The 25,760-nt window shown below is 60.7% G+C and carries 19 protein-coding genes and 2 pseudogenes; 7 read left to right on the forward strand and 14 right to left on the reverse strand.

From position 1 onward, the window contains the following. Positions 1 to 11 precede the first annotated feature (11 nt). From AB7M33_RS19465 to AB7M33_RS19475, 3 genes are all read right to left on the reverse strand, one after another. The gene (locus AB7M33_RS19465; RefSeq protein ID WP_454243356.1) at positions 12 to 1,259 is read right to left on the reverse strand and encodes an OprD family porin; all 1,248 of its coding nucleotides are present in this window, start codon (positions 1,257 to 1,259) and stop codon (positions 12 to 14) included. 216 nt (positions 1,260 to 1,475) lie between these two features. Beyond that, entirely contained in the window at positions 1,476 to 2,738 is a 1,263-nt protein-coding gene (locus AB7M33_RS19470; RefSeq protein WP_138736177.1) for a gallate dioxygenase, read from the reverse strand. Between the two features lie 21 nt (positions 2,739 to 2,759). Next, complete coding sequence (locus AB7M33_RS19475) at positions 2,760 to 4,109, reverse strand: MFS transporter (RefSeq protein ID WP_138736178.1); 1,350 nt, start codon at positions 4,107 to 4,109, stop codon at positions 2,760 to 2,762. A gap of 600 nt (positions 4,110 to 4,709) precedes the next feature. Between AB7M33_RS19475 and AB7M33_RS19480 the strand changes: the two genes are divergently transcribed. Genes AB7M33_RS19480 through AB7M33_RS19490 form a run of 3 tightly spaced genes read left to right on the forward strand, consistent with a single transcriptional unit; the run spans position 4,710 to position 10,407 of the window. Then, on the forward strand, positions 4,710 to 5,831 hold the full coding sequence (locus AB7M33_RS19480) for an efflux RND transporter periplasmic adaptor subunit (protein WP_454243357.1): 1,122 nt from the start codon (positions 4,710 to 4,712) through the stop codon (positions 5,829 to 5,831). A gap of 12 nt (positions 5,832 to 5,843) precedes the next feature. Further along, positions 5,844 to 8,990, forward strand: a complete 3,147-nt coding sequence (locus tag AB7M33_RS19485; protein ID WP_454243358.1) for an efflux RND transporter permease subunit — start codon at positions 5,844 to 5,846, stop codon at positions 8,988 to 8,990. After that, positions 8,983 to 10,407, forward strand: coding sequence for an efflux transporter outer membrane subunit (locus AB7M33_RS19490; RefSeq protein WP_416220504.1), 1,425 nt, complete (start codon positions 8,983 to 8,985; stop codon positions 10,405 to 10,407). Before AB7M33_RS19485 ends, AB7M33_RS19490 begins: the two co-directional genes overlap by 8 nt. Positions 10,408 to 10,435: 28 nt before the next feature. Here the strand turns inward: AB7M33_RS19490 and AB7M33_RS19495 are convergent, their stop codons facing one another. Beyond that, on the reverse strand, positions 10,436 to 11,842 hold the full coding sequence (locus tag AB7M33_RS19495) for an ATP-binding protein (protein ID WP_138736182.1): 1,407 nt from the start codon (positions 11,840 to 11,842) through the stop codon (positions 10,436 to 10,438). Beyond that, on the reverse strand, positions 11,839 to 12,558 hold the full coding sequence (locus tag AB7M33_RS19500; protein WP_138736183.1) for a response regulator: 720 nt from the start codon (positions 12,556 to 12,558) through the stop codon (positions 11,839 to 11,841). The genes AB7M33_RS19495 and AB7M33_RS19500 overlap by 4 nt, the downstream gene beginning before the upstream one ends. A 255-nt stretch (positions 12,559 to 12,813) precedes the next feature. On the opposite strand from AB7M33_RS19500, the gene AB7M33_RS19505 reads away from it, so the two are divergent. Both AB7M33_RS19505 and AB7M33_RS19510 read left to right on the forward strand, forming a co-directional pair. Beyond that, positions 12,814 to 13,071 carry a DUF2790 domain-containing protein gene (locus AB7M33_RS19505; protein ID WP_454243359.1) on the forward strand — a complete coding sequence of 86 codons (258 nt, stop codon included), beginning with the start codon at positions 12,814 to 12,816 and terminating at the stop codon, positions 13,069 to 13,071. Positions 13,072 to 13,249: 178 nt separating this feature from the next. Next, a pseudogene (locus tag AB7M33_RS19510) lies at positions 13,250 to 13,656 on the forward strand (IS5/IS1182 family transposase); the annotation flags it as partial. A 137-nt stretch (positions 13,657 to 13,793) separates the two neighbouring features. Here the strand turns inward: AB7M33_RS19510 and AB7M33_RS19515 are convergent. The 3 genes and pseudogenes from AB7M33_RS19515 to AB7M33_RS19525 all read right to left on the reverse strand — a co-directional run. Beyond that, a complete protein-coding gene (locus AB7M33_RS19515) occupies positions 13,794 to 14,582 on the reverse strand; it encodes a nucleotidyltransferase domain-containing protein (RefSeq protein WP_138736185.1) in 789 nt (262 codons plus the stop codon). 551 nt (positions 14,583 to 15,133) lie between these two features. Beyond that, entirely contained in the window at positions 15,134 to 15,430 is a 297-nt protein-coding gene (locus AB7M33_RS19520) for a c-type cytochrome (protein ID WP_138736186.1), read from the reverse strand. A gap of 46 nt (positions 15,431 to 15,476) precedes the next feature. After that, positions 15,477 to 15,623: pseudogene (locus AB7M33_RS19525) on the reverse strand (beta-propeller fold lactonase family protein); the annotation flags it as partial. A gap of 216 nt (positions 15,624 to 15,839) precedes the next feature. On the opposite strand from AB7M33_RS19525, the gene AB7M33_RS19530 reads away from it, so the two are divergent. Next, on the forward strand, positions 15,840 to 16,277 hold the full coding sequence (locus tag AB7M33_RS19530; protein ID WP_192902539.1) for a GlcG/HbpS family heme-binding protein: 438 nt from the start codon (positions 15,840 to 15,842) through the stop codon (positions 16,275 to 16,277). A 14-nt stretch (positions 16,278 to 16,291) separates the two neighbouring features. Further along, the gene (locus AB7M33_RS19535; protein WP_138736189.1) at positions 16,292 to 17,191 is read left to right on the forward strand and encodes a DoxX family protein; all 900 of its coding nucleotides are present in this window, start codon (positions 16,292 to 16,294) and stop codon (positions 17,189 to 17,191) included. 66 nt (positions 17,192 to 17,257) lie between these two features. Here the strand turns inward: AB7M33_RS19535 and AB7M33_RS19540 are convergent, their stop codons facing one another. The 6 genes from AB7M33_RS19540 to AB7M33_RS19565 form a co-directional block, all read right to left on the reverse strand. Continuing rightward, positions 17,258 to 18,583, reverse strand: coding sequence for a c-type cytochrome (locus tag AB7M33_RS19540; RefSeq protein ID WP_454243360.1), 1,326 nt, complete (start codon positions 18,581 to 18,583; stop codon positions 17,258 to 17,260). Between the two features lie 7 nt (positions 18,584 to 18,590). Beyond that, complete coding sequence (locus AB7M33_RS19545; RefSeq protein ID WP_454243361.1) at positions 18,591 to 20,360, reverse strand: GMC family oxidoreductase; 1,770 nt, start codon at positions 20,358 to 20,360, stop codon at positions 18,591 to 18,593. 16 nt (positions 20,361 to 20,376) lie between these two features. After that, complete coding sequence (locus tag AB7M33_RS19550; protein WP_454243362.1) at positions 20,377 to 21,105, reverse strand: gluconate 2-dehydrogenase subunit 3 family protein; 729 nt, start codon at positions 21,103 to 21,105, stop codon at positions 20,377 to 20,379. 36 nt (positions 21,106 to 21,141) lie between these two features. Continuing rightward, positions 21,142 to 22,500, reverse strand: coding sequence for a carbohydrate porin (locus tag AB7M33_RS19555; RefSeq protein WP_454243363.1), 1,359 nt, complete (start codon positions 22,498 to 22,500; stop codon positions 21,142 to 21,144). A 164-nt stretch (positions 22,501 to 22,664) separates the two neighbouring features. Further along, complete coding sequence (locus AB7M33_RS19560; protein ID WP_454243364.1) at positions 22,665 to 23,957, reverse strand: cytochrome c; 1,293 nt, start codon at positions 23,955 to 23,957, stop codon at positions 22,665 to 22,667. Between the two features lie 10 nt (positions 23,958 to 23,967). Further along, positions 23,968 to 25,740 carry a GMC family oxidoreductase gene (locus AB7M33_RS19565; RefSeq protein WP_454243365.1) on the reverse strand — a complete coding sequence of 591 codons (1,773 nt, stop codon included), beginning with the start codon at positions 25,738 to 25,740 and terminating at the stop codon, positions 23,968 to 23,970. Between the last annotated feature and the right edge of the window lie 20 nt (positions 25,741 to 25,760).

The following is a 25,760-nucleotide window of genomic DNA, read 5'->3' on the forward strand; positions in this document are numbered from 1 at the left end:
GCCCAGTAGCCTTAAAGCAGGCTCAGCGGGTAGCTGACGATCAGCCGATTCTCGTCGAAACTGTTGGTGCTGCCCCAGTCCCGGCGCTGGCTGGAGTTGCGCCACTTGAGGTTAAGGGCCTTGAGCGGCCCAGACTGGATCACATAGGCCAGCTCGCTTTCGCGCCCCCACTCGGTGCCATCCTGGGTGCTGGCGTTATGCACGTTGTCGCCGTGGATATAGCGGTTCATCAGGGTCAGGCCGGGTATGCCAAGCACCACGAAGTTGAAGTCGTGGCGCACCTGCCAGGAGCGTTCCCGGGCGCTCTCGTAGCTTGAGCCGAAGGCGTCGTTGGCCAGCGTACCGCCGCTGGCACCGTTGACCCGGAACCATTCATCATCGCCCATGACCTTCTGCAAGCCGACGTAGAACGTGTTGCCACCAAGCTTCGCCGAGAACAGGCCAGAAGCGGTGCGGTTGTCCAGTTCGCCTGCCTTGGCGCCACCGTCGTCCTTGCCCCAGAAGTAACCCAGGTTGGCGCCCAGTACCCAGTTGCCCAGCGGCTGTTGATGCTGCACCTGAACGTAACGCTGCTGGTAGATTTCTTCCAGCTGGGCGTACCAGGCGCCGACCAAGGTGCGCTCTTGGTTTAAGCGGTATTCGCCGCCGGCGAAGTTGAAGCGGTCCGAGGTGAAGGCTGTGCGTGTGAACAGGCTCATGTCCTGCATGCTGGCGTCGTTGCGCGGGCTGTTCTGGCGGAACTGGCCGCCATACAGGGTCAGACCGGCCAGCTCGTTGGAGGTGACCTGCGCGCCCTGCAAGGTTTGTGGCAGCGAGCGGCCGTCATCGGCGCGCAGGATGGGCAGTGTAGGCGACCACTCACCGACTTTGAGTTCCGTCTTGGACACCCGCATCTTGCCCGCCAGCGCCGTGCGGCCAAAGTCGTCCGCCGGGCGCCCGTCGTCATGAACAGGCAGCAACTGCGTGCCGGCGGTGCCCTTGCCGCCATCAAGTTTGATGCTGTAAAGGCCCAGCACGTCAACGCCGAAACCGACCACGCCGGGGGTGTAGCCGGACTTGAAGTCAAGGATGAAACTTTGCGTCCATTCCTCGGCTTTGCCTTGCCTTGCCGTGCCCGTGTAGTCGCGGTTCATGTAGAAGTTACGCAGTGTCAGGGTTGCCTTGGCGTCGTCGACGAAGCCTTCGGCCACGGCTTGCAGTGGTAGGCTGGCTGCCAGTGCGAATGTAGGGACGAGTGGGTACAGGGTGCGACAGTTCATTGTTTTTATTCTCCAGGGATGGGCAAAGCGCTGCCCGCCAGCGGCGCATGAGCGCTGGGCAGGTTGAATCAGGGAGCGGGGGGGGGCGCGGACGCGCCGTCACACGATCAAGCGGGAAGTGGGGTAAGTTGCGGCATGGGGCGGATTCCGTTTATGGTTTTTGTGGAATTCCAGAGTGCAGGGCTCCGGGGCTTGGCCCCGGAGCGGGTGCGTCGGTCAGTTCGGCGCTTTGCCGGCCACCGAGTAGCGTACCTGCTGATTACGGGTCTTCATGAAGTCTTCGATGCTCTGCCCGCGCATGGCGGCGTAAATGTCCAGGTTGGACACACCCAGTACGGCGCCCAGCTTCTCCAGCACAAAGAAGATCACCCCGTAGTGGATAAGCCCGCGCCAGTCGCGGCGGCGTAGCAGGTCGCTTTCCTCTTCGCTCAGGCCCGCCTCGCGGTATAGCGTTTCGGGTTCGCTGAGAAAGCGCTGGCGCCACTGCGGCTCGATCATGCGATGCAAGAACTTATTCAGGCGGTAGCCTTTCGCACTGCGCTCCAGGGTGTAGGGGTAGGTCCCCTCAAGCTGCTCCGCCCCCGCCAGCTGATGCTGCATGTGCTGGCGGTGGCGTTCGTTGACCGGCGCCGGCAGTGCCTGGTCGCGGTTTTCCAGCAGCAGGGTGGCAATGCCGGTCATCGACGGCAGGTAGTAGCTTTGGTGCTTTCGCTCAACGTTGGCAGACAACGCGCCACGCATGATCAGCCAGGTGATCACCTCGGCGCCTTCCATACCGCCGAGCGTGGCGTACTCAGCCAGTGTCATCTCGGTAAGGCGCTGTGGGTCGTTCACCAGCAGTTCAAGGAACTGCGCGTCCCACTCCGGGTTGTTGAAGCCGCAACGCTCGCCGTGCACCTGGTGTGACACCCCGCCGGTGGCGACGATCGCCACCTTGAGGTCTTCGGGGTAGCTCTCGATGGCGCGGCGCAATGCCTGGCCCAGTTTGTAGCAGCGCCGCGCCGTGGGTATCGGCAGCTGCAGTACGCCGACCTGCAGCGGCACGATCTGTACGGGCCAGCTTTCATCGCAGGGCAGCAGCGCTGACATGGGCGAGAAGAAGCCGTGGTCCAGCGGCTTGTCGCGGAAGAAACTCATGTCAAACTCATCGGCCATTAGGCTCTGGCCGATGTGCCGCGACAGCCCTGCGTGGCCACCAACTGGTGGAAGATCCCGCGGGTTGCCCCCTTCATCGGCCACGCCGTATTGCTCGTCTACCCCCAAGGTGAAGGCACTGTAATGGTCAAAGAAGAACGAGGTGACGTGGTCGTTGAAGATGTAGAACAGTACGTCCGGCTGACGCTGCTGCAGCCACGTGCGGATCGGCTCGAAGCTTTCGAAGATCGGCGCCCAGGCGGCTTCCTCCTGTTTGTCGTGGTCGACTGCGAAGCCGATGGTTGGGGTATGGGAGACGGCCAGGCCACCAATGATACGAGCCATGCGAAGGTCCTCTGTTACAGGTTACGGCGCGGTTACTGCGGGGTTCGCACGCAGCCGGGCGTGGCCGTTGGCCAGGATCGCCAGGGCTGCGGCGAATGCCGGCAGGCCAAGGAGGGTGAACAGCAGCGGCAGGCCCAGCCCCAGGCTGAGCACGGCACCACCGATTAGGGAGCCGAAAATGGCCCCGAAGCGCCCGATACCGAGCATCCAGCTTACACCTGTGGCGCGGAACTCGGTCGGGTAATAGCCAGGGGCGAAGGCGTTCAGGCCGGTCTGCGCACCGCTCATGCAGAACCCGGCAGCCGCCACGCCCACTACCAGTAGGCTCGACTCCAGGCTCAGGGCGCCCAGTGAGACGATGCACAGGCCGCCGAGGGCGTAGGCGATGGCGATGACCCGGTTGGGGTTGCGTCGGTCCATGATCCAACCGACCACAATTGCGCCCACTGCGCCGCCGATCTGGAACAGACCGGTGATGGTGGCGGCGCGCTCGATGGACAGCCCTCCATCACGCAGCAGGGTCGGCAACCAGCCCATGGTCAGATAGATCACCAGCAGCCCCATGAAATAGGTCAGCCACAGGGCCAGGGTGCCAAACCGGTAGCGCTCGCTGAACAGCTGCCGGGCCGGTGCCTTGTGTTGCGTGGTTGGCTCACTGACGATAAAGCGGGTGCCAGCAGCGAAGCGGCCGCCGAGCTTGGCCAAGGCCGCCGCGATTTGGCTGGCCGGTGCCTGGCGTGCAGCGAGGAAGCGAGCGGACTCTGGCAGCAGCCACCACAGCAGGGGCAGCAAAGCCAGTGGCAGCAGGCCGCCGGCCAGCAGTACCGATTTCCAGCCGTGATGAGGGATCAGCCAGGCGGACAAAAAGCCGCCCAGGCCCGAGCCCATGTTGAAGCCGGTGAACATGATGGTGATCATCAGCGAGCGGTTGCGTGTGGGCAGGTATTCGGCGAGCAGAGTGGTGCAGTTGGGCATGGCCGCACCCAGTGCAATGCCGGTCAGCAGCCGTAACACGGCCAGCTCATAGGGGTTGCGGGCGAAGGCACAGGCCAGGCTCAGCAGGCTGAAACCGCTGACCGCGATCAGCAGCACTTTCTTGCGCCCTAACCGGTCGGCGTAAGGGCCGGCGGTCAGTGCGCCGATGGCAAGGCCGACCATGCCGGCACTCATCACCGGGCCAAAGGCAGCGCGCGACAGGCCCCAGTCCTGCATCAGCGAAGGCGCAATGAAACCCATGACGGCGACATCGAAGCCATCGAACAGCACGATCAGGAAGCACAGCGACAGGATCAGCCACTGGTAGGCAGCAATGGGGCGGTTATCGATCCAGTCTTTGACATCGATAGGGGCATCGACAGGAGGCTTAAGCATGCGTGGTCACCTTTGTTCTTGTATTGGTGTGAATTGCGATGGTTCCGGTAAGGCTTCGAACGCGTAACGGTCCATCAGCAATCACCCCGCCGGACTACGGCGTGAGGCGGACTGTAATCCCAAGGTCCATGGCAGCGCCTGCGGGATTTCTTTAATGAGATATCCAATTTTTTTATCGCAGGCTTCTTGGCATCACGCTGTGCTGCTCGGCAGCAAGCTGTTGCTCCGCGACGGGCGTCATGTGCCGGCGACGCGGATTAACTGGAACTTGCGGGCAGCGGCTGGCCGTTCGGAAGAGCAAAGACTGAGCGTCATCAGCCACGCTACATTCTTGCGACGATTTTATAAGGTAGCGACACACTTTAGACAAACTGCCGACAACACCGATCAATTTCGGCATTAAACGAGGGGGGGCGGCATCTATATTAGCGAATCTTCGAGCGGCGATTTGAGGGTGTCCATGAACACTCGAATTCATTAGCTGTGGCCAAACCCTAAGGGTGCATCTCTGTCGGATGGCATTCGTGAAGTGTGGTGTAGCCAGCAAGCGAAGTGGCCGTACTCGCCCTCCAGATCCTTTAATTATTGAGGAGCCATGTTGTGCAATTATCCAGCGCCCAGCGCGTTACGTGTTTGATCGTTTTATTGGCGCTGCTTTGCTCCTGTGACCAGGTGCAGCAAGCGACTGCGACTGCGCCTGTTGAGGTTGGGACTTATACCATCACCGCGGCCCCGCTGACGCTGACCACCGATCTGCCGGGTCGCACTGCAGCGTTCCGTATCGCCGAAGTGCGCCCTCAGGTCAGTGGCATTCTTGAACACCGTCTTTTCGCTGAAGGTGCTGAGGTCAAGCAGGGGCAGCGGTTGTATCAGATTGACCCGCGCACCTATGAGGCTCAACAGTCCCGTGCGCAAGCCAACTTGCGTAGCGCTCGCAATCTGGCCGAGCGTTACGGTCGGTTACTCAAGAACAAGGCGGTAAGCCAACAGCAGTATGATGATGCATTTGCGGCCTGGAAACAGGCTGAAGCAGACAAGCAGGTCGCCGACATCAATGTGCAATACACCGGGGTCATGTCGCCGATCTCCGGTCGTATTGGTCGGTCGGCAGTGACCGAAGGCGCCTTGGTAACCAATGGCCAAAGCAGTGCGATGGCGACAGTCACCCAGCTCGATCCGATCTATGTTGACGTCACCCAGCCGATTACCCGAATACTGGCGCTCAAGCGCGCCCTAAAGTCCGGCACATTGAAAAGTGCGGGGGCTGACCGCGCCGAAGTCAGCCTCACACTTGACGACGGTAGTGCCTATCCGCTGACTGGGACCTTAAAGTTTTCGGAGGTGAATGTTGACGAGGGTACCGGCTCGGTGACCCTACGGGCGGTATTCCCTAACCCTGATCGGGCACTGCTACCGGGAATGTTCGTACACGCCCAATTGAAGGAAGGGGTGCGTGAAAGCGCGTTGCTGGTGCCCGAGCAGGCAATCGTACGCGATAGCCGTGGGGTGGCCACCGCCTGGGTCGTCACCCCGAACAATCACGTCGAGCACCGCGATCTTAATGTGGTTCGCACCCTGGGTAATGCCTGGCTAGTCGACAATGGCGTAGAGCCAGGCGAGCAGGTGATTACCGAAGGCCTACAGCACGTCGATGCGGACAGCGTATTGCACGCCACCGTGGCGCATAACGTCGATCTAGACCCGCTGACTGCGTCGCGATAAAGGTAATATTCCATGTCTCGTTTCTTTATTGACCGGCCGATCTTCGCCTGGGTTGTCGCTCTAGTCATCATGTTGGGCGGTGCCTTGGCGATTCGATCGCTTGCGGTCAATCAATACCCCAACATTGCAGCTCCGGCCATCCAGATCAGCGTTACCTACCCGGGGGCTTCGGCACAGACGGTGCAGGATACAGTAGTGCAAGTGATCGAGCAGCAGCTCAACGGCCTTGATGGCCTGCGCTACATCACCTCCAACTCCAACTCCGATGGCAGCCTGCAGATCATCGTCACGTTCGATCAGGGCACCAACCCTGATATCGCTCAGGTCCAGGTTCAGAACAAACTTCAGCTCGCCGAACCCATGCTCCCTGAAGAGGTGCAGCGCCAGGGCATTCGAGTAGTGAAATATCAGATCAACTTCATGCTGGTGATGGCGCTGGTGTCCAAGGACGGGCGGCTTTCCAACTTCGACCTGGGTAACTTGATCGTCTCCCAGTTCCAGGACCCGCTGTCACGCACCAAAGGTGTTGGCGATTACCTCGTGATGGGTGCGCAGAACGCAATGCGTATCTGGCTAGACCCGGCCAAGCTAAACAGCTACCAGTTAGTGCCTGAGGATGTGGTGGACGCGATCTCTGCGCAGAACGTGCAAGTGTCTTCCGGGTCCATCGGCGGGTTGCCAACGCTTGGGGGCGTGCAGCTCAATGCGACCATCATAGGCAAGACGCGTATGCGTACGGCCGGTGAATTCAAGGAGATTCTGGTCAAGGTGCAGGCTGATGGTTCGCAGATCCGGCTTAAGGACCTGGGCGAGGTTACCTTGGGCAGCGAGAACTATTCGATCAGTGGGGAATACAATGGGAAGCCTGCGGCTGGTATCGCATTACGGCTGGCCACGGGTGCGAACCTGCTCGATGCGATTTCCCGGGTACGGTCCACGGTCGAAAAGCTCAAGCCATACCTTCCGGAGGGGGTCGAGGTAGTGTTTCCCTATGACACCTCACCGGTGGTTAATGCCTCGATCCACGCGGTGGTTCACACTCTGTTCGAAGCCATCGCCTTGGTGTTCGTGGTGATGCTGCTGTTCCTGCAGAACATACGCGCCACGCTCATACCATCGCTGGCGGTACCAGTGGTACTGCTCGGGACCTTCGGTGTGCTGTATGCCTGTGGCTTCACGATCAATGTAATGACCATGTTCGCCATGGTGCTGGCAATCGGTTTGTTGGTGGACGACGCCATCGTAGTGGTCGAGAATGTCGAGCGGCTTATGGCAGAGGAACACCTGTCTCCCAGGGACGCCACCTACAAATCCATGGAGCAGATATCTGGCGCTTTGGTCGGTATTGGCTTGGTCATCAGTGCGGTATTTCTGCCTATGGCTTTCTTCGGAGGGTCTGCGGGCATCATCTACCGCCAGTTCGCGATTACGATCATTTCGTCCATGGCGCTGTCGGTGCTGATCGCATTGGTGTTCACCCCGGCGTTGTGCGCCACGCTGCTCAAGCCCCATGCAGCAGTCGATGGCCCGAGGAGGGGCTTCTTCGACTGGTTCAATCGAAAGTTTGAAACCAATGCTGCGCGATACGAACGCGGCGTCGGTCGGTTGCTGCGTGCTCCCAAGCGAACCTTTGCGATCTACGTGCTGCTGCTGGCGGGCATGGCGTTACTGTTCCATGAGTTGCCGTCTTCATTCCTGCCCGACGAGGACCAGGGTGTGATGATGGTTCAGGTGCAGACCCCTCCCAACAGCAGTGCCGCACGCACGCAGGCAGTCATGGATCAGGTACGGGACTATGTGTTGACCCACGAACAGGGGGCGGTGAGTTCGGCCTTTGAGGTCAATGGGTTCAACTTCGCAGGTCGCGGGCAGAGCTCGGGCCTGGTATTCATCGGCTTCAAACCGTTCAATGAGCGCACAACGTCAGACCAGAGTGTGTTTGCTGTGGCTGCGCGCATCGGCAAATTTGCCGCTGGCATCAAAGATGCCAACGTGGTCCCGATTGTGCCGCCGGCAATTCAGGAAATGGGCAACGCGATCGGCTTCGACATGTTCCTGCAAGACAACGCCGGCATTGGTCATGCGGGATTGATGAAAGCTCGTGATCAGTTCCTGGCGTTGGCGGCAAAAGAGCCGATATTGCGCTTGACCCGTCCCAATGGGCTGAACGACGAGGGCCAGTATCAAGTTACCGTCGATGACGAAAAAGCCCGCGCGTTACAGGTACCTATCACCTCGATCAATGAAACCATGTCGGTTGCTTGGGGATCATCGTACGTGAACGACTTCATCGACAAAGGCCGTGTCAAGAAAGTTTATGTACAAGGTCAAAAGGATTCCCGGTTGGCGCCTGAAGACTTTGACAAATGGTACGTGCGCAATGATGCCGGACAGATGGTGCCCTTTTCGGCCTTCGCCAGCGGCGAATGGATTTATGGTTCACCAAAGCTGGAACGCTTTGGCGGCATCCCTTCAGTGGAAGTGCTAGGTCAGCCTGCCGAGGGGTACAGCACGGGTGACGCGATGGCAGCGGTCGAGCGCATCGCAGCCCAACTGCCCAATGGTGTCGGGCTTTCTTGGACGGGCCTCTCTTACGAGGAGCGCGCCGCAGGCTCGCAGGCACCCATGCTTTACGCCGTGTCGTTGTTGATTGTGTTCCTGTGTCTGGCAGCGCTGTACGAAAGCTGGTCGGTGCCGGTGGCGGTCATGTTGGTGGTGCCGCTCGGTGTTCTTGGGGCTTTGGCCGCTACCCTTGGGCGCGGGCTGTCCAATGACGTGTTCTTCCAGGTGGGCATGCTGACCACCATGGGTCTGGCGGCCAAGAATGCGATCCTCATCGTTGAGTTCGCCAAGGACTTGCACGAAAAGCATGGTCGTTCGTTGGTGGAGGCTGCGCTGGAAGCTGCGCGACTGCGCTTGCGTCCGATCATCATGACATCCATCGCCTTCGTGATGGGCACGCTGCCCCTGGCTCGTGCGCACGGTCCCGGCAGCGGCAGCCAACATTCAATCGGCACAGGGGTGGTGGGTGGCACGTTAGCCGCGACCTTCCTGGCAATTTTTTTCGTTCCCCTGTTCTATGTGAGTGTCATGAAACTGTTCGCCTCCAGGCGTGCGGCGAAAGCTGAGGGCGTAAAAGGAGTGACGCATGATGCATAAGCTGCTGTTGCTGACTGTGGTCGTTTCCCTTGCGGCTTGCAGCTTCATCCCGACCTACCAACGTCCTGACATGCCCGTCCCAGCAGCTTACACCCAAGGTGCCACATACGTGGCGGAGCACGGAGACGAGCGTGCGCCGATCGACTGGCAGCACTTTTTCAAAGACCCGGCATTGCACCGGTTGATCGACCTGTCATTGGTCAATAACCGTGATCTGCGCAAGGCAGCCCTGAACGTTGCAGCCTATCGAGCCCAGTTCCAAATCCAGCGCTCGGCGCTGTTTCCCGAAATCGGCTTGGACGGTGAAGGTGAGCGGTCACGTAGCCCTGCAGGCTTGTCTGACACGGGTAAGCATCTGACGTCTGGTGACAGCGGCGTCTCGGTGGGCCTGACCAGTTATGAGCTGGATGTGTGGGGGCGGATTCGTAGCCTGTCGCAAGAGGCCCAGGAAATTTACCTGGCGAGCGAGGAGGCCCGCCGAAGCGTCCGTATAGGTCTGGTGGCCGATGTGGCTGTGGCCTACCTTACGTGGCACACCGACCGAAATTTGTTAAGGGTGACTCGCTCGACCCTGGAAAACTATGACCATAGCTTGGCTCTCATCCAAGCCAGCAGCGATGCAGGTACCGCATCGGAACTGGATGTTCGCCAAGCGCGTACCTTGGTTGACAGCGCTCGGGGGCAGGTCCAGGCCTACACTCGAGAAGTGGCACAGGACCTCAACGCCCTACGGTTGCTGGTCGGCACCGATCTTCCTGCGGACATGCCAACCTTGGCGCCTGGCGCGCAGGTATTAGCTCAAGTGCCGCCAGGCCTTCCAGCCAATCTGCTGCAACAACGGCCTGATATCCGCGCCGCCGAACACCAGTTGGTGGCGGCGAATGCCAACATCGGTGCGGCTCGGGCGGCTTTCTTTCCCAGCATTAGCTTGACCGCCAGCGCCGGCACAGCAAGTAGCCAGCTCAGCGGGCTGTTCGAACCTGGCTCCGAAAGCTGGGCCTTTGTACCGCAGATCCACATGCCCATCTTCAATGGCGGGCGACTGTCCGCCAGCCTGAACTACGCCAGGATCCAAAAAAGTATCGAGGTGGCCGATTATGAAAAGACGGTTCAGACCGCGTTCCGGGAAGTGACCGATGGCTTGGCGGCGGTGGAGACTTGGAAGGAGGCGCTCGAGAGTCAGGAAGATCTGGTGAGCGCTTGCGTCGAGTATGCGCAGATGGCCCAGCAGCGATATGACGAAGGTGTTGACAGCTACCTGACGTTGCTTGATGCGCAACGGCAATTGCTTACAGCGCGTCAGAAACTGCTAACTGACCGGCTTGCTCAAAGGACTGCGCAGATCCAGTTGTACAAGGCCCTGGGCGGGGGCTGGTCTGCCTCCGACTCCGACCAGATCGCCGTAGGCCCCCCGTAGGGGATCAGCGGTTTGGTAAGCGCAAGGATCAGGGTTTTGGAAGGATGATGCGCGCAGTCATGCCGTTGGGCGAATTGTGCAGAGTGATGTCACCACCGTGCTGTCTCGCAACCGAGCGCGCGGTCGGCAAGCCCAGCCCCACGCCCCCAGTATGACGGTTGCGCGATTGTTCCAGGCGGTAGAAAGGTGTGAACACCTGCTCCATTTCACCTGGCGGTATTCCCGGCCCCTCGTCCTGAACTTCGATCAGGACGTCGTTCGGCGTCTGAGCGACGGTGATCTGAGCACGTGTGCCATACCGCACTGCGTTCTCGATAAGGTTGCGCAAAGCTCGCCGTAGTGAGTCCGGCCGGCAATGCAATACGATTTTCTCATCGGTAGCGTATTGAACATTTAGGCCAAGTTCCGTCAAATCTTCGCACAGGCTCTCGACCAACGCCGATATATCAATCAGCCGAGTGGACTCGCTTAAGCATTCTCCCCGTGCATAGTGGATAGCCGCCTCGGTCATAGCGCTGATTTCAGCGATGGTTCGCAACATCTTATCTTGCAGGTCGGGGTCGACAACGAACTCGGCGCGCAGGCGCAGCGAAGTCAGCGGCGTACGCAGGTCGTGGCCGATGGCGGCAAGCATGCGTGTACGGTCTTCCACGAAGCGTCGGATGCGCAATTGCATGCGGTTGAAGGCCTTCGCGGTTCGGCGAATATCGGCAGGTCCGGTTTCGGGCAGGTCATCAATGATTTCGCCTCGCCCCAAGCGCTCGGCCGCTTCGGCGAGCTGCTTCAGGGGGCGACTGATTTCGCGGGCGATCAACGCGGCGATGGCAGATAGAGCCAGCGCGGTCATCAACCAGGACAACACGGCTTTGGTTTCGAAAGGGGATACCTCCACGGGCTTGGCGTACACCGCGTGCAGCCAGGTACCGTCCTTGAGCGGTGTGGCGATGCCCATAACATTGAGCGGCGCCAGATAGACGAATTTGACCGGTCGCGGCGAGGACCAGAGTTCGTCGGTGGGCGTGGTCCAATTGGCCAACTTGTCGATCTGCTCAGGGGCCAGGTTTTCGCTGGACACCTTGGCATTCAGTCGTGTGTCCTCAAGGCGTTCATTGTTCGCCAGGGGGGCTAGCAGGTGCGCGCGTGCATACAACCACCATTGCGAAGGTGTGCGAGCCTCATTTTTGTGAAGCCAGAAGCGCCCATAGGTGGTGTTGCTTACGTTGAGGATCTCACGCCGCTTGTCGCCAGGCATACTGTCGAGCAGCATGGCCAAGGAGGATGCCCGGCTCAGGAATTCGCCCTTCGCAACCTCCCGCAAGGCTTTGCCACGTTCATCCCATGAGATCCCGAGGGTCAAGAGCTGCGAGATGATCAACGCCAGCAGCATCAGAAAAATGAATCTGGCCGTGAGGTTGGTTTCCCAAGGTTTTTTCATGAATCCAGTGCCAACAGCGAGAAGGAATAGCCTCCGCCCCAGTGGGTCTTGATGTGCCTAGGATGCTTGGGATCGCTTTCGATTTTCTTGCGCAGGCGGCTGACCTGATTGTCGATGCTTCTGTCGAAATAGTCTTGCTGGCGCCCGGCGACCTGCTCAAGCAGCTCATCGCGAGACAGTACCTGATCGGGATGGTCAACAAAAACGCTCAGCAGTTTGAATTCCGAGGCGCTCAAAGGTGTTGAAATACCATCGGTGCCTACTAGTTCGCGCAGTTTTCGGTTGAACGTCCATTGGCCAAATCTGACAGCCTCCGAAGGCGGAGGGGCGGGCGGCTCCGTGGGCCGTTGCGCACGGCGCAGTATTGCTTTGATCCGTGCCAGGAGTTCTCGCGGGTTGAACGGTTTGGCCAGGTAGTCGTCGGCACCCAGTTCAAGGCCGAGGATGACATCCAGGTCTTCAGTCATCGCGCTCAGGAAAATAACCGGTATATCGGTGTGCTTGCGTAAGAACCGACACACACTTAGGCCATCTTCGTCGGGCATCATGACGTCGAGAATAATGAGGTGCGGGGTTTGAGCTTCAAGCAAACGACGCAGCGATTCTGCATCTTTGCAGGCGCTGACGTGATAGCCGTGTTGGCGCAGATATTGACCGACTAGGTCCCGAATATCTTCGTAGTCATCGACGATGACAATGTGCGTAGCACTGTTCATGGGGTGATTTTCGCCAGGAGTTCTCGATATTCAGGGTAGAGGAGGTAGCCTTAAAAGAAAAGCGCTGCCCAGCGATGAAAGGAGTATGAGGCGGTGGTCTCGGCCCCGGATACACTTTTGCGACAAATTCCTACGGTGCGGACATGATTCAACAAACAAGGGACACTTATCGGGATTTTCGGGAAGATTTACGCTGTATGAGGAGTTTATAGTGGATACATGATTTTAATTTTGTTAACAAGGAAGCTGAGACTAATGAGTACATTCCGTAACGTGTTATTTCGTATCGCCTGCCTTGCGCTAGTGACGTCGGCTTTAAGTGCACCGCTCGCTAATGCCGATGATTATCATTATGGTGACCATATGGACATCGCCAAGGTGATTAGTATCGACGTGCCGTCGCCCCTCACTTGTCAAGTGGTGACAGCGACCATGCGTTACATCGATTCCAGCGGAGTTACACGAACGGTCGAATTTCGCCAGCTAGCTGCTGCTTGCTCGGCCTCGGGCTGAGTCGGCCAATTTTTCTTCCAGTTTCCTGATCCCCTTGTTCAAATTCGGCTGGACAATATCTAAGCTCTGTATGAAATACCGCGCAAACCAATTGCCCTCCCCTCAAAAGTTAGGGAAATCCTGAAGACAATTTCCCGAGTCTGGTGAAATATGCCGATCCCGTTGCCCGAATTTTCCGATGGCGCCGATTACCCTCGCTGATGCCGAGTACCAGCAAGCGCAAACAGATTCGCAAAGAGTTGTTCCTGATCGAGATGGATCGGCTGGTGCCGTGGCAGGGTATTATTGCCCTGATCGAGCCTCACTGTCTGAAGGTGGAAGGCGGTCGGTCTATTCGTTGATGGCAATGCTGAGCGTACATCTGATGCAGAACGTTTTCGGCTAGAGCGATCCGGCGGTGCAGGAGGCGTTGTGCGAGACCACGATACTGCGCCAGAATCAGGACGGTAAGCGCGACCCGGAAATGCATCAGGCCAAGAAAGGCAATTAATGGTACTTCGGCATGAAAGCGAACATCATGCCGATGCCGAATCGGGCCTCGTGCATAGCTGGGTGGGCACGGCGGCCAACGTGGCCGATGTCATTTAGGTCTAACAACTACTGCACGGCGAGGGAAACGTAGTCTGTGCCGAAGGGGGCTATACCGTAAGCGTCCGGTGAAGGCAGTGTTGAAACAAAAGCTGCGTGTAGTGCCTATGGTGTCGGCCCAGGGGGCGTTTTTGCTAGGTGGGGATTTCTCGAAGGGCTTGCTGTTCCTGCAGCCAATCGGTGAAGAAATTGAGTGCTGCCGAAAACGTATCTCCCCCTGAGCTGGGCGTTCTTGCATGTTTCAGAAAATAATCGATCTCAGGCTTCATCTTCGGTGCTATCTGAAGGAAAAATTCTACATGATCCTCAAGTGTCAGAGGCCATGATGCGTCCTGCTCCATACGTAGAATGTTTGTCGATCTGATTAGCTTTCGGGAGGCCTCTCGTTGAAGGCGGCGCAGCTCAGGGATATCAGTGGTATGTTTAATCTTCTGGGCATACGTTCCTAGTATTGATGCGAAGTCTCCGTTTACCGCCAATGCAATAGCCCGCGAGGGCTTTAAACGTTGCAGGCTGGTAGTGACGTCTCTCCCCCAAACACATTTGCAATGGTGCTTCAGCCAATAGCCCCAGCTTAAGAGGTTTTCAGGAGCCAAGGCTTCGGTGATAGACCCAGTGTCGAAGTCAATCTTGGTTATCTCTGGGTGCCTTGCCTGTAATTCATTCTTTATAAGGGTTATTTGGTCAGCATATAACTCAGGTTGACCATTGATCAGCAGAGTTACGTCTAGATCTGACTCGCCCGGTTTGGCGGTACCCCCAGCAATACTGCCATACAGGTAAATGCTATCTACCACCTCGCCTAGTATCCCTACCAAGGAAGCACACATATCTTCAACAGTGCTTTTGAACTCGGGTTGTAGGTGCTTGCTATGGACTCGCCTGATGAATCCTTCCGCATCCGTGCCGTGCCTTTTATCCATGTCTACCACCCGATTGATTAGCCACGCTGTCGGCCAGAGTCGCGCTTCACGCCTTCGTGCTTGGACTCGAAACGAAAAAGTATGGTTACGCCACCCACTCCAGCGCGGATTTTTGCGACCAGTCCACCGTCCTGTCGGAGGACAGTTTCGTGATCGTCAGCCGTGAAGGCTTCCTGTCTTTTGGCTGTCAGTTTGGCCATGTACCACCCTCAGCTTGAACCGTTTAGCTTGAATTTTACCCCACTTTACCCCACCGAGTGACGGGGCTGTCGGTGGATTCTGGCGGATCGAGGTGGTAGCCGTTCGGGGCTTAGGTGCGCGATTTTACCGGGTTTTGGCCTGCCACGGGTGGCTATTCACATCCATGAATAACCACGATAAATGCGCGTGGGCTGCAAGGCGTCGAGTGTTCGAATTACTCCGTCAGACACCAATATTCCCAATGACTTAGGTCATCTCCGACAGGAGTGGCAGGCTCAGGCGCTCGCCTCACTGTATGCGTAGCGCCTGACGGGCCTGGCTTCAAGGAGCCTCAGTGCGAAGCTTCTCTATTACTGAAGGTTCTGAGCAGTTGGGACTGTCAAATTGTTCTTGGCCCCCAGTGCCGTTCGCATCGTCGACACTCGCTCAGGATTTACGACCGCCGCATTGTTACCCCAGGAGTTGCGGACGAAATTAAGAATCTCGGCAATTTCTCTGGCGTTCATCTTCCAAGCGAACGAAGGCATGCCGGCGGCTGTCTGGCGTGCTTCTGTATGAGGCGCCCGAGAACCCATCAACATGGCATGGATGAGGTTGGTGGAGTCATTGCTGAGCATGCGCGGATTGTTCGCCAGGGCAGTAACCATCCCGTTGATTCCTTCGCCATCCAGGCCATCAGATTTAGGTTTTCGCCGCCGGGGTCAGGCGTCCTTGCTCGAATCGGAAGCTGAAGATTCGATCAAGCCCCTTGTCGGGCACCAGCACAAACTGACCAGTGGGGTCGAAGAGATTGAAATGCGGCTTGGGAAAAGGTTGTTCCGTACGATGCGGGCCTGGCGGCCACGTTGCATTCATTAGAGATCACGTCTATTTTTCAATTAAATATGGTAACGTTACCATTTTCTTGCAGGCTCTAGGACACCAATAATGACAATACCGCCCCGTGCCCACATTTTTCAGGCCCCGAAACCGCCGCTGTTGAATGCCATCAGCAGGCGGCTGCTGCCCGCTTGGTTGGCAATGGTGCTTGTCTCTCCAAGCCTGGCAGCTGATGCCGTGAACACCTTGCGTTACGGTCCTAACCTGTCACTGAGTGGCGCGACCACTCTGCTGGATAAAGCTGTCAGCAGGGCCGCAGATGACGGGGTACACCCGTGCATTGCAGTGACCGATGCCAGCGGCTACCTGCTGGCTTTCAAGCGCATGGATGGCGCGGCCCCTGGCTGCGTCGACGCGGCCATCAAGAAAGCAAACTCGGCGGCCATCAACGATGTCGACACCGTGGTGTTCTACGACCTGGCGCGCAAGGACAACCTTCAGTTGGGCAGCATCCCCGGCATCCTGCCGGCCGTTGCCGGGGTGGTGATCCGCCAGCAGGGGCAGCGGGTGGGCGCCATTGGTGTCGCCGGCGGCGCCGGTGACGCTCAGGAACAGCGCTTTGCCACTGAACTGGCGCGCGCCTTCGAGAAAACCCTCCCAGCCCCACAACCTTGAGCGAGCACCTGCCCATGAACAGCCCTGTACTTCACCGTGAAGTCGTCGATGGTGCATTTGCCAGCGACTATCACGTCCTCAAACCCTCGCGCACACCGCACTGGTTGAGCATGACGGCCCTGTTGGCCACCTTCGTCGCGGCCGTGTATTGCGGTTGGGTCGACTACTCGCTGCCGGATTTCGCGGCTTGGTCAGGCGCAGGATGGATGGCGGTCGCGCTGATGTCGGCCGTGCTGATCACGCCGCGGGTATTCGCGCCTGGGTTTCTGCTGTCGTTGCTGCCGTTTCTCCTCGCCTGGCGCGTCGCGGCAATGAACGATGCGAAGGTCATGGTCTGGGTCGCCAGCGTTGCCGCGGTGCCGTTGCTCGTGCAGTTCATCGACTGTGTGGTCAGCGACCTGCGCCGCGATCGCGGCAAGCCAGGCGCCTGGCTTGGCACCTTGTTGTGGCAGGCGACGCTGGTGCGCCTGTGTTTCGGCCTCAACGAGCTGTGCCATTCGGCGGAGAAGATCTTCGCCGGGACAGGGTGGTTCAACAAACTCGAAATCGGTTTCCAGAACCTCGGTTTCGGCGAGGCGGCAGCGGCGTTCGTGGTCCTCGGCGGCCTGATCGAGTTCGCCAGCGCTGTCAGTGTCGGCCTGGGCATGTTCGCCAGGCTCGGTGCCTTCGTCAGCTTGATCTACTTCCTGGTGGCGACCGTCGGCTTTGGCGGCGAGTGGACCCGCGGTTATGCGTGGGCCATGGCCGGTGGTGGCGGCTGGGAGTATGTGATGCTGCTGATGGTGGTGTTCATCGGTGTGATGATCAGCGGCGCAGGTAAATTCTCGCTGGATGGCTGGTTGCTCCAGCGCGGGCTTATGCCACGCCTGCTGACCCCGCTCGCAGTTAACGCGCAAGGTGTGCGCCAAGCCTAGAGAGGCCTGCACTGGGCATGATCAGCGGGGCACCGCAAGGGCGCTCCGCTGATCTTGCCAGAAGGACTATTTGACCGACACGTGCTCGGGAACCGCGAGCTTCTGGTGTGCTCCCAACTCCCCGCGCAATTCAGCCACCTGCTCGGGTTTCACTTCCACTGCTGCGTTGCCCCAGCTGTTGCGCACGTAGTTGAGAATCTCAGCGACCTGCTGATCGTTCATCTTCCACGCAAACGATGGCATCCCTGCTGCGGTTTGCCGTGCTTCGGTATGCGGCGCGCGCGCCCCCATCAGCATGGCGTGCAGCAGGTTGGTCGGGTCATCCGTAAGCATCCGGCGGTTGCCTGCAAACGCCGTGACCATGCCCTTGATGCCTTCGCCCTCGAGCCCATGACAGGCCGAGCAGTTGACTTCATACGTCAGCGCCGCCGCCTTCATGCGCTGCGCGTTCGGGGTCATCGGCTGGCCAGGCTGTGCAGGCGAGGCGGGCAGCGATTTGAGGTAACTGCCGATCGCATCGAGGTCGTTCACCTTGTAGTACTGGAACGAGTGCTCGACAGCCTCGGCCATCGGGCCCGCTGCGACGGCGATGTCATCCGAGCCGGTCTTGAGGTAGGTGGTGAGGGTGTCGACCGACCAGTGGCCAATGCCGGTCAGCGGGTTGGGGGTGATGTCGGGCGCATACCAGGCGCCGAGTCGCCCGCCTTGCAGGTAGGCACTGCTGCGCTCGCCACCGAGCAGGTTGCGTGGCGTATGACAGGTGCCGCAATGCGCCGGGCCGTCGGTGAGGTACTTGCCGCGGTTCCAGTCCTTGCCCTGGGTGACGTCGGCGATGAACGGGGTGTTGTCGAAGAACAGTATGTCCCAGCCGGCCATGGCCAGGCGCACGTTGTACGGGAAGTGCATGCCGGCGTTCTCGTCGATGGGCTTGTTCACCGGTGCGATGGTCGACAGGTAGGACCACAGGTCATGCATGTCGCGGTCGTTGAGTTTGGTGTAGGCGGTGTAGGGCATGGCCGGGTACAGCAGGCCATGCGAGCCGATGCCCTGACGCACGGCATTGAAGAAGTCGCGCTCGGTCATCGCGCCGATACCGGTCTGGGTGTCGGGGGTGATGTTCGAGGTGAGCAACGAGCCGAATGGTGTGTCGATCTTGTAGCCGCCGGCAAAGTCGGCCTTGTGGCAGGCTGCGCAGTCGCCCAGGCGCATCACGTACTCACCCCGCACGATGGCCGCCTGGTCGGTGCTGCGAAACTGCGCCAGGGGCACCGTGTTATCGGCGACTGCGGAGCGCGAGGTGTCGAAGGTCTTCACGGCGATCCAGGCTACGCCCACGGCCGCCAGGCCAGCCACAAGCGCGGTCCCGGTGGCGATTTTTTTCCAGTTTTTCATTGCTCGCTCAACCCTTGACCAGTGCGCCTGGATTGTTGAAATAGGTCTCGTGGATCGCCCGTGCCGCCCGAATGGCCAGCGCGCCGACCGTCACGGTCGGGTTGTAGCCACCGTTGTTGGGGAACGCCGATGCACCGACCACGAACAGGTTGTGCGCATCCCAGCTCTGTAGGTACGGGTTGATCGCCGAGGTGGTCGGGTCGGCGCCCATCACCGCGCCGCCAATGGTGTGCGAGCTGTGCTGCATGTACGGGTTCCAGCTCTGCTCGCCCTGGTTGTCGACGATGATGTCGCGCCCGCCGGCCTCTTTCATGATGCGCACGGCACGCTCAGTGACATAGTCGAGCATGTTGGTGTCGTTGCGGTTCCAGTCGAAGGTCAGGCGCAGCAGCGGCTGGCCGTGGCGGTCCTTGTAGGTCGGGTCGAGGTCCAGGTAGGCATCGCGCACCGGCATCGAGGTGCCTTGGCAGAAGATGCCGCCGGACTGCTGGTAGTCGCGCGCATAGGCCTTCTTCCACTCGCTGCCCCAGCGCTTGGTGCCAGGGCGCACGGTGTTGGCGTTCTGGATAGGCCGGCCATTGGTGGAGTAGCCCATGATCCCGGCGCCACCGATGAAGTCCAGATTGGAGTGGTCGAAGTTGTCGCCGTTGAAGTCGTCGATCTGCACGGCCAGGGCGCCGCCGCCGATGAACGGGTTCATGTAGCTGTCATCGAAGAAGCCGGTGACGGTGGAGCAGGTCTGGTAGTTGTAGTTGCGCCCGACCGTGCCGCGGCCGGTGCGCGGGTCGTACTGCTCGCCGACCCGCGACAGCAGCATCAGGCGCACGTTGTCCATCTGGTAGGCGGTGATGCACACGACATCGGCCGGCTGGAAGCCTTCGACGCCTTCCTTGGTGATGAACTTCACGCCTTTGACGGTCTTGCCGTCGTCGTGCTTCACCGCGTGCAGCACTTCGGTTTCGCTGAGCAGGGTGAAGTTCGGCCGGCGCATCAGCGCCGGCAGAATGCAGGCTTGTGGCGACGACTTGGAGAAGTTGCCGCAGCCGTGGAAATCGCAGAAGCCGCAGTAGGTACACGGGCCCATGGTGACGCCCAGCGGGTTGACGAAGGCTTGCGAGATGTTGCCGGCAGGAATGGTGAACGGATGGTGGCCGAGGCGCGTGGAGGCGTCGCGGAAGGTGCGCATCCAGTGCGTGTCTTTCAGCGGTGGGGTCGGGTATTCACGCGAGCGCGGCCCCTCGAACGGGTTGCCGCCGGGCTGGATCTGGCCATTGATGTTGCCGGCAATCCCCGAGGTCCCGGCGATGCGCTCGAAGCGGTCGTAGTAGGGGGCCATCTCGTCATAGGTCACGCCCCAGTCCTGCAGCTGCAGGCCTTTCATCTTTGCCGCGCCATAGCGCTCGCGGGTCTGCGTGGCGACCTCGAAGTCCCACGGCGAGAAGCGCCACGACATGCCGGCCCAGTGCGCACCGGCGCCGCCGACGTTCCAGCCATACTGGAACGCCGACCAGTTTCGCACCGGGGCGGCCTGTTGGTCCAGGCGATTGCGGAAGGTGGTGGTTTCCACGCTCATCGGCTGCAGCAGCTCGCGGCGGGTGGTCCAGCGCAGTTCGTCCGGGTCCACCGCGGGGGGGAAGTCGGTCGAGGTGTCGCGCCAGGCGCCGCGTTCGATGGCGACCACTTCGAGCCCGGCGCGGGTGAGTTCTTCGGCCATTACCGAACCGGCCCAGCCCAGGCCGCAAATGACCACGTCGGCGCGTTTTCGTACATTACTCATGGGTACTCCTTACAGCTCAGTCGGCCGGAATCAGGCTTACAGGGATCAGTCGCAGGTTTTCACCGCGACGGTCGATGTAGGGGCGGTAGTCATAGCGCGCACCGGGGAAACCGATCATTTTCCAGCCCGCCATGTTGCGGTTGCCGCCGTACATCGGGTCGGCCAGGTAGCCTTCGCGAACGTTCTGCAGCAGCAGTTCGAACAAGCCTTTGCTGTTGATGGCCGGGCCCAGGTCGAGTCGGCCCGCTTCCAGTTCGCCGAGCAGGGCGTCGATCCATTCGGCTGGCAGGTCGGCCAGGTGTTGCCCGTCCACACGCTGGGCATACGCCTCCAGCGCCGCGAGGCCTGAGCGATAACGCTCCAGCGGCGAGGCCAGGAACTGCGTGGTACCCATCAGTTGCAATTCGCTTTCAGGGCGGATCGGCCCTTCCAGATACAGCGCCTTGCCGGCCCCGTAATGCCCGGCCAGCTGGCTATCGATGAACTCCAGGCACCCCGCCTCGGTTGCCGACGGGCCGTACTCGTCGGCGGGTAACAGGCGGTCGTAAAGCGCGCCCAGGGTTCTGCGCTCGGCTTCGCTGAGGACCAGAAAGCCACCGATGCGGATGGCCGGTTGTGGCATGTGGTCGTCACTGAGCTGGGTGTCGTGTGGCACCCCTTTGAGCTCTACGGCGCCGAGTCCGGGTGCTACAGCCAGCGAGGCTGCGATTGTGCCCAGGGAAAAAAGGGCTTCTCTTCGGTTCATTCACGGGTCCTGTGCAAGGCACTGCGGGGTGCTCTTTTAGAATTGACTCTGTACTTGAACGCCGGCCACCCAGGTGGTGGCGACTTCGCGTTGGCCGTCAGGGTTCTTGAGGAACTGCAGGTTGGGCATCACGTTCAGCCAGCCGGTCAGTTGCGCCCGGTAGTTCAGCTCGGCCACGTACAGGGTGTGTTGTTCCGGCACGTAGCCGGCATCGTTGAAGGTGGCGCCGCTGAGGTCGTTGGCGGTCTTGGCGTTACGTAGGAAGCGCGAGCTGCCATGCACGCGGGCCATGCCGAAGCCAACGGTGTCGGCGGGGCGGGCATCGAACGGGCCTTTGTAGAGCAGCGCGGCTTTCTGGTAGCTGTCGACCGGGGTGCTGGCGCGGTCCATGAAGGTTGCGCTGGCCACTACCGAGAGGCCGCGGCTGCTGTCGCCGTTGACGCTGGTCAGCTGCTGCTTGGCGACGATCCACGAACCGTGGCGGCTGCCGTTGATGCGGTAGTCGTCGCCGCTGAGGGCAGCCGGTTGGCCATGGGCATCCTTGTACACATCGGCGGCTTCGGCGCTGCTGTGGTAGTAGCCGATGCGGTATTCACCGGGCAGCTGATTGACCCGCGGGGTCCAGACCAGCTCGACCGGGACCAGGGTGCCGGTGGTGCCTTGCACGTGCAGCTTGAGGCTGTTGTCGTTGTCGAGGTTGGACGGGTTGACGTTGTACGTGCCGACCTGGGCATACACTTCGGGGGTGATCCGGTAGCGCAGGCGCGCCGCCCACTGGCTGATCGGGCCGTTGTGGATGCTGTCGACATAGTTGCCCGGCTGCGAGCCGCAGAACGCCAGGTTCTGGAACACGCAGTCTTCAACGGCAAACTCGTCGCTCACCGCGAAGCGACCGGCCTTGAGGTTGATCCGGTCGTCCAGCCAGCCTTTGCTCAACCACAGGCCGCCGAGGCGGGTGACGCTGCCACGGCCGTTGATTTCCTGGGTGGCGCCAAAGCTCTTGGCGCGGGGGTCGCTGATGACCTCGTCGAGCTCTTTGCCATTGCGGTTGGTGAAGGAAATGCTGAACACGGCGTCTTGCCAGCCGAGGGCTTTTTCTAGGTCCGCTTCAACGCCGACGTTGAACTGGTCGGAGTAGCGCGTGGCATGGTTGTGGCGATCATAGCCACCGCGCAGCCCCGAGGCCGACTCGCCGACATAGCCCAGTTTGATGTTGATGCCCTGTTCGAGTAGCTCGGTGCGCAAGCCACCCCAGTCGCCGGTCATCCAGCGCGAGTCGATGGCAAACGCCTGGTCGGCGTTGGCCGCAGCGCTGCACAGTGAAGCGGCAAGCGTGGTCAGCATGAAGCCGGCAGTGCGCGGGAAGGCAGTAGCGGTGAAGATCCTTTTGACCATGATCGGTTTCTTGTCCAGTGTGGGTGACTGCCCTTGTTGGTGTTATGTGCAGTCAGTTGCGGGTGGGTGCTGCGTTATCGATGCGGGCGCCGGTGCAGCGCGCAAGGCAATGCCTCATGCGCTGGCCGTTGATGTCGCGGTGCTTGCGGGTAATGGCGGCGGGGTTAACGCATCAGCCAGGCCTCGGCGCCCAGCGCGGTGCGCGCCCGGCTGACGTCTGCGGCGCTGACCCGGGCTGCGCTGTTGCCCCAGCTGTTGCGGATGTAGGTCAAGGCGGCGGCGATGTCTTCATCGGCCATCTTCCAGTCGAAGCGCGGCATGCCGGCGCCGGTGGGGTTGCCCGCGGTGACCGGGCCTTCGGCGCCGCGCAGGACGATGTTGATCAGGCTTGCGGCATCGCGGGCGTTGACCTGGGCGTTGTCGCGCAATGCCGGGATCATGTTGCGCACCCCGTGGCCATCCCTGCGGTGGCAGGCCTCGCATTGGCTTTCGACCACGCGCTTGCCGGCGACCATCTGTGGGTCGTCGGCGGCAATCGCCGGGCCCGGCTGTTCGGCGCTTGCCGGCAGCTGCTGCAGGTACGCGGCGATGGCATACAGGTCGGCGTCGGTCAGGTGCTGGGTGGAGTTTTCCACGGCTTCCAGCATCGGCCCGGAGGCCGCCGCCTGGTGGTTGCTGCCGGTCTTCAGGTAGCGCACCAGGTCGTCGCTGGACCACTTGCCCAGGCCGACATGCGGGTTGGGCGTCAGGTCTGGCGCGTGCCAGCCCTGCAGCGTGCCACCGTGCAGGGCGCCGGCCAGGTCGCCGCCGAGCAGGTTCTTGCCGGTGTGGCAGGCGGCACAGTGGCCGGGGCCATTGACCACGTAATCGCCGCGGTTGACCTGCGCACTGACGCCGGCGAGTGGCGTGAACGGCTGGTCCTTGAAGAACAGCAGGTTCCACCCGGCCAGCAGGAAGCGCTGGTTGTAGGGGAACGGTAACTGGTTTTCGACGACCGGCTGGTGGACCGGCTCGACCGTTTTGATATAGGCCCACAGGTCGGCGATATCGGCATCGCTCATCTTCGCGTAGGCCGGGTAGGGCATCGCCGGGTACAGGTAGCCGTGGCGGCCGATGCCGTGTCGGACCGCCTTGTCGAACTGCTCGAGGGACCAACTGCCGATGCCGGTCTCCGGGTCCTGGGTGATATTCGAGGCCTGAATGCTGCCAAAAGGTGTTTGCAAACTGTAGCCACCGGCGTATTCGGGCTTGCCGGGGACCGTATGGCACGCGGCGCAATCGGCCATGGCGGCGACATAGCGGCCGCGCTCGATCTGCGCAGCGGACTCGCCGAGCAACGCCGGTGGGATCGCTGCAAAGCGCTGGCTTTCGCCGTGCTTGGCCCACGCCGCAAAACCGGCAACGCCGATCAGGCCGCAGCCTAGGGCGATGGCCGTGAGGGTTCTGAACTGGGTCACGGTCATCTCCTCAGCGGGTCAGCAGGCCAGGTTGGCGCAGGTAGTCGTTGATGATCGCCTTGGCGGTCCAGAGGGTCAGGGCGCTCAGCGTGCCGGTCGGGTTGTAACCGGCGTTGTTGGGGAACGAAGAGGCGCCGATGACGAACAGGTTGTGCGCGTCCCAGCTCTGCTGGTAACGGTTGAGCGCCGAGGTTGCAGGGTCCAGGCCCATGGCGGTACCGCCAATGGTGTGTCCGCTGTCGTACGCGCGGGTTGGCGAGAACGGCTGATCGGGGAAGGCCATCGCCTCCCAGGTCTTGGCCCCGGACTGCCGGCAGATGTCGGCGATCCGGTCGCGCACGAAGCGCGCCATGCGCCGATCGTTCTCGTTGAACTCGAAGGTCATGCGCAACAGCGGTTGGCCGTTGTCATCGGTGTAGTTCGGGTCCAGCGAGAGGTAGCTCTCGGCATGCGCGTAAGAGGTGCCCTGACCCTGGATCTTGGCGTAGTTCTGGTAGCTGTGCTGGAAGGCCTTTTTCCACTCAGAGCCCCACAACTTGGTGCCTGCGGGGACGCGGTCGGTCATGCCCATCGGGGTCGCCTGGTCGGACAGGGCGAGAATGCCCGCGCCGCCGATGAAGCCCAGGCCGGTGTGGTCGAAGTTGTCGCCGTTGTAGTCGTCGACCTGCGTGGCCAGCGCGCCGGTCGAGATGAACGGGTTCATGTACTCGTTCTCGAAGTACAGGAAGCCATACGACATGGTCTGGAAGTTGTACGCCCGGCCAATGGTGCCGGTGCGGGTGGCTGGGTCGTAGGGCGTGCCGATCTGCGACAGCAGCATCAGGCGCACATTGTCGAACTGGAAGGCGGCGAAGATGACGATGTCGGCCGGCTGGAAGCCGATATTGCGGTCGGAGTCGATGAAGGTCACCCCGGTGACGGTCTTGCCATCGGCAGCCTTCTCGGCCTTGAGCACCGTACACTCGGTCAGCAGGGTGAAGTTCTTGCGGGTCATCAGCGCCGGGATCACGCAGGCATTGGGCGAGGACTTCGACCAGTTGCCACAGCCGTAGAAACCACAGAAGCCGCAGTAGGTGCAGGGCGCCAGGTTGATCCCGAGCGGGTTGGTGTAGGCTGCGCCCAGGGTGCCGGCGGGGATCGGGAAGGGGTGCAGGCCCATCTTTTCAGTGGTGGCATGGAACAGGTCGTTCCAGCGTGAGCGCTCCAGCGGCGGCGTCGGGTACTCGGCGCTGCGCGAGCCTTCGAAAGGGTTGCCGCCGGGCTGCAGGGCGCCGTTGAGGACACCGGCCTTGCCGGAAATACCGGCGATCTTCTCCCAGCGATCGTAGTGCGGCTCGAGCTCGTCGTAGGTCACCCCCCAGTCCTGCACGATCAGCCCTTCGGGCAGTTGCATGTTGGAGTAGCGCTCCTTGACCCGGGTGGCCATGGTGAAGTCCGCCGGGGTAAACCTCCAGGCGTTGGCCGACCAGTGCTTGCCGGCACCGCCGACGCTGTAGCCCACCACCCAGTTGCTGAGGTCGCGGCCGGGCAGGGCGGTCTGCGAGCGGTGGTTGCGGAAGGTCAGGGTTTGCACGCTCGGCGGGCGCAGGGCCTCACGGCGGGCACCGTAGCGCAGCTCATCGGCGGCAACGCTGGGCGGGAAGTTGCGGTGGGTCACCTCGTAGGGGCCCCGTTCGATCACCACTACATCGAGCCCTGCGCGGGTCAGTTCTTCGGCCATGAGCGAACCCGCCCAGCCCAACCCGACGATCACGGCGTCGGCCTTCGGTCGTTTGTAAGTCATCAGTCACATCCAGATCAGGC

The organism is Pseudomonas sp. Y3 TE3536, from assembly GCF_053629175.1.

What these genes read in the sequence shown, in the direction of transcription:
- AB7M33_RS19465 (WP_454243356.1), bottom strand. Translation starts at nt 1,259, where the DNA reads ATGAACTGTCGCACCCTGTACCCACTCGTCCCTACATTCGCACTGGCA.
- AB7M33_RS19470 (WP_138736177.1), bottom strand. Translation starts at nt 2,738, where the DNA reads ATGGCTCGTATCATTGGTGGCCTGGCCGTCTCCCATACCCCAACCATC.
- AB7M33_RS19475 (WP_138736178.1), bottom strand. Translation starts at nt 4,109, where the DNA reads ATGCTTAAGCCTCCTGTCGATGCCCCTATCGATGTCAAAGACTGGATC.
- AB7M33_RS19485 (WP_454243358.1), top strand. Translation starts at nt 5,844, where the DNA reads ATGTCTCGTTTCTTTATTGACCGGCCGATCTTCGCCTGGGTTGTCGCT.
- AB7M33_RS19490 (WP_416220504.1), top strand. Translation starts at nt 8,983, where the DNA reads ATGCATAAGCTGCTGTTGCTGACTGTGGTCGTTTCCCTTGCGGCTTGC.
- AB7M33_RS19495 (WP_138736182.1), bottom strand. Translation starts at nt 11,842, where the DNA reads ATGAAAAAACCTTGGGAAACCAACCTCACGGCCAGATTCATTTTTCTG.
- AB7M33_RS19500 (WP_138736183.1), bottom strand. Translation starts at nt 12,558, where the DNA reads ATGAACAGTGCTACGCACATTGTCATCGTCGATGACTACGAAGATATT.
- AB7M33_RS19505 (WP_454243359.1), top strand. Translation starts at nt 12,814, where the DNA reads ATGAGTACATTCCGTAACGTGTTATTTCGTATCGCCTGCCTTGCGCTA.
- AB7M33_RS19515 (WP_138736185.1), bottom strand. Translation starts at nt 14,582, where the DNA reads ATGGATAAAAGGCACGGCACGGATGCGGAAGGATTCATCAGGCGAGTC.
- AB7M33_RS19520 (WP_138736186.1), bottom strand. Translation starts at nt 15,430, where the DNA reads ATGGTTACTGCCCTGGCGAACAATCCGCGCATGCTCAGCAATGACTCC.
- AB7M33_RS19535 (WP_138736189.1), top strand. Translation starts at nt 16,292, where the DNA reads ATGAACAGCCCTGTACTTCACCGTGAAGTCGTCGATGGTGCATTTGCC.
- AB7M33_RS19540 (WP_454243360.1), bottom strand. Translation starts at nt 18,583, where the DNA reads ATGAAAAACTGGAAAAAAATCGCCACCGGGACCGCGCTTGTGGCTGGC.
- AB7M33_RS19545 (WP_454243361.1), bottom strand. Translation starts at nt 20,360, where the DNA reads ATGAGTAATGTACGAAAACGCGCCGACGTGGTCATTTGCGGCCTGGGC.
- AB7M33_RS19550 (WP_454243362.1), bottom strand. Translation starts at nt 21,105, where the DNA reads ATGAACCGAAGAGAAGCCCTTTTTTCCCTGGGCACAATCGCAGCCTCG.
- AB7M33_RS19555 (WP_454243363.1), bottom strand. Translation starts at nt 22,500, where the DNA reads ATGGTCAAAAGGATCTTCACCGCTACTGCCTTCCCGCGCACTGCCGGC.
- AB7M33_RS19565 (WP_454243365.1), bottom strand. Translation starts at nt 25,740, where the DNA reads ATGACTTACAAACGACCGAAGGCCGACGCCGTGATCGTCGGGTTGGGC.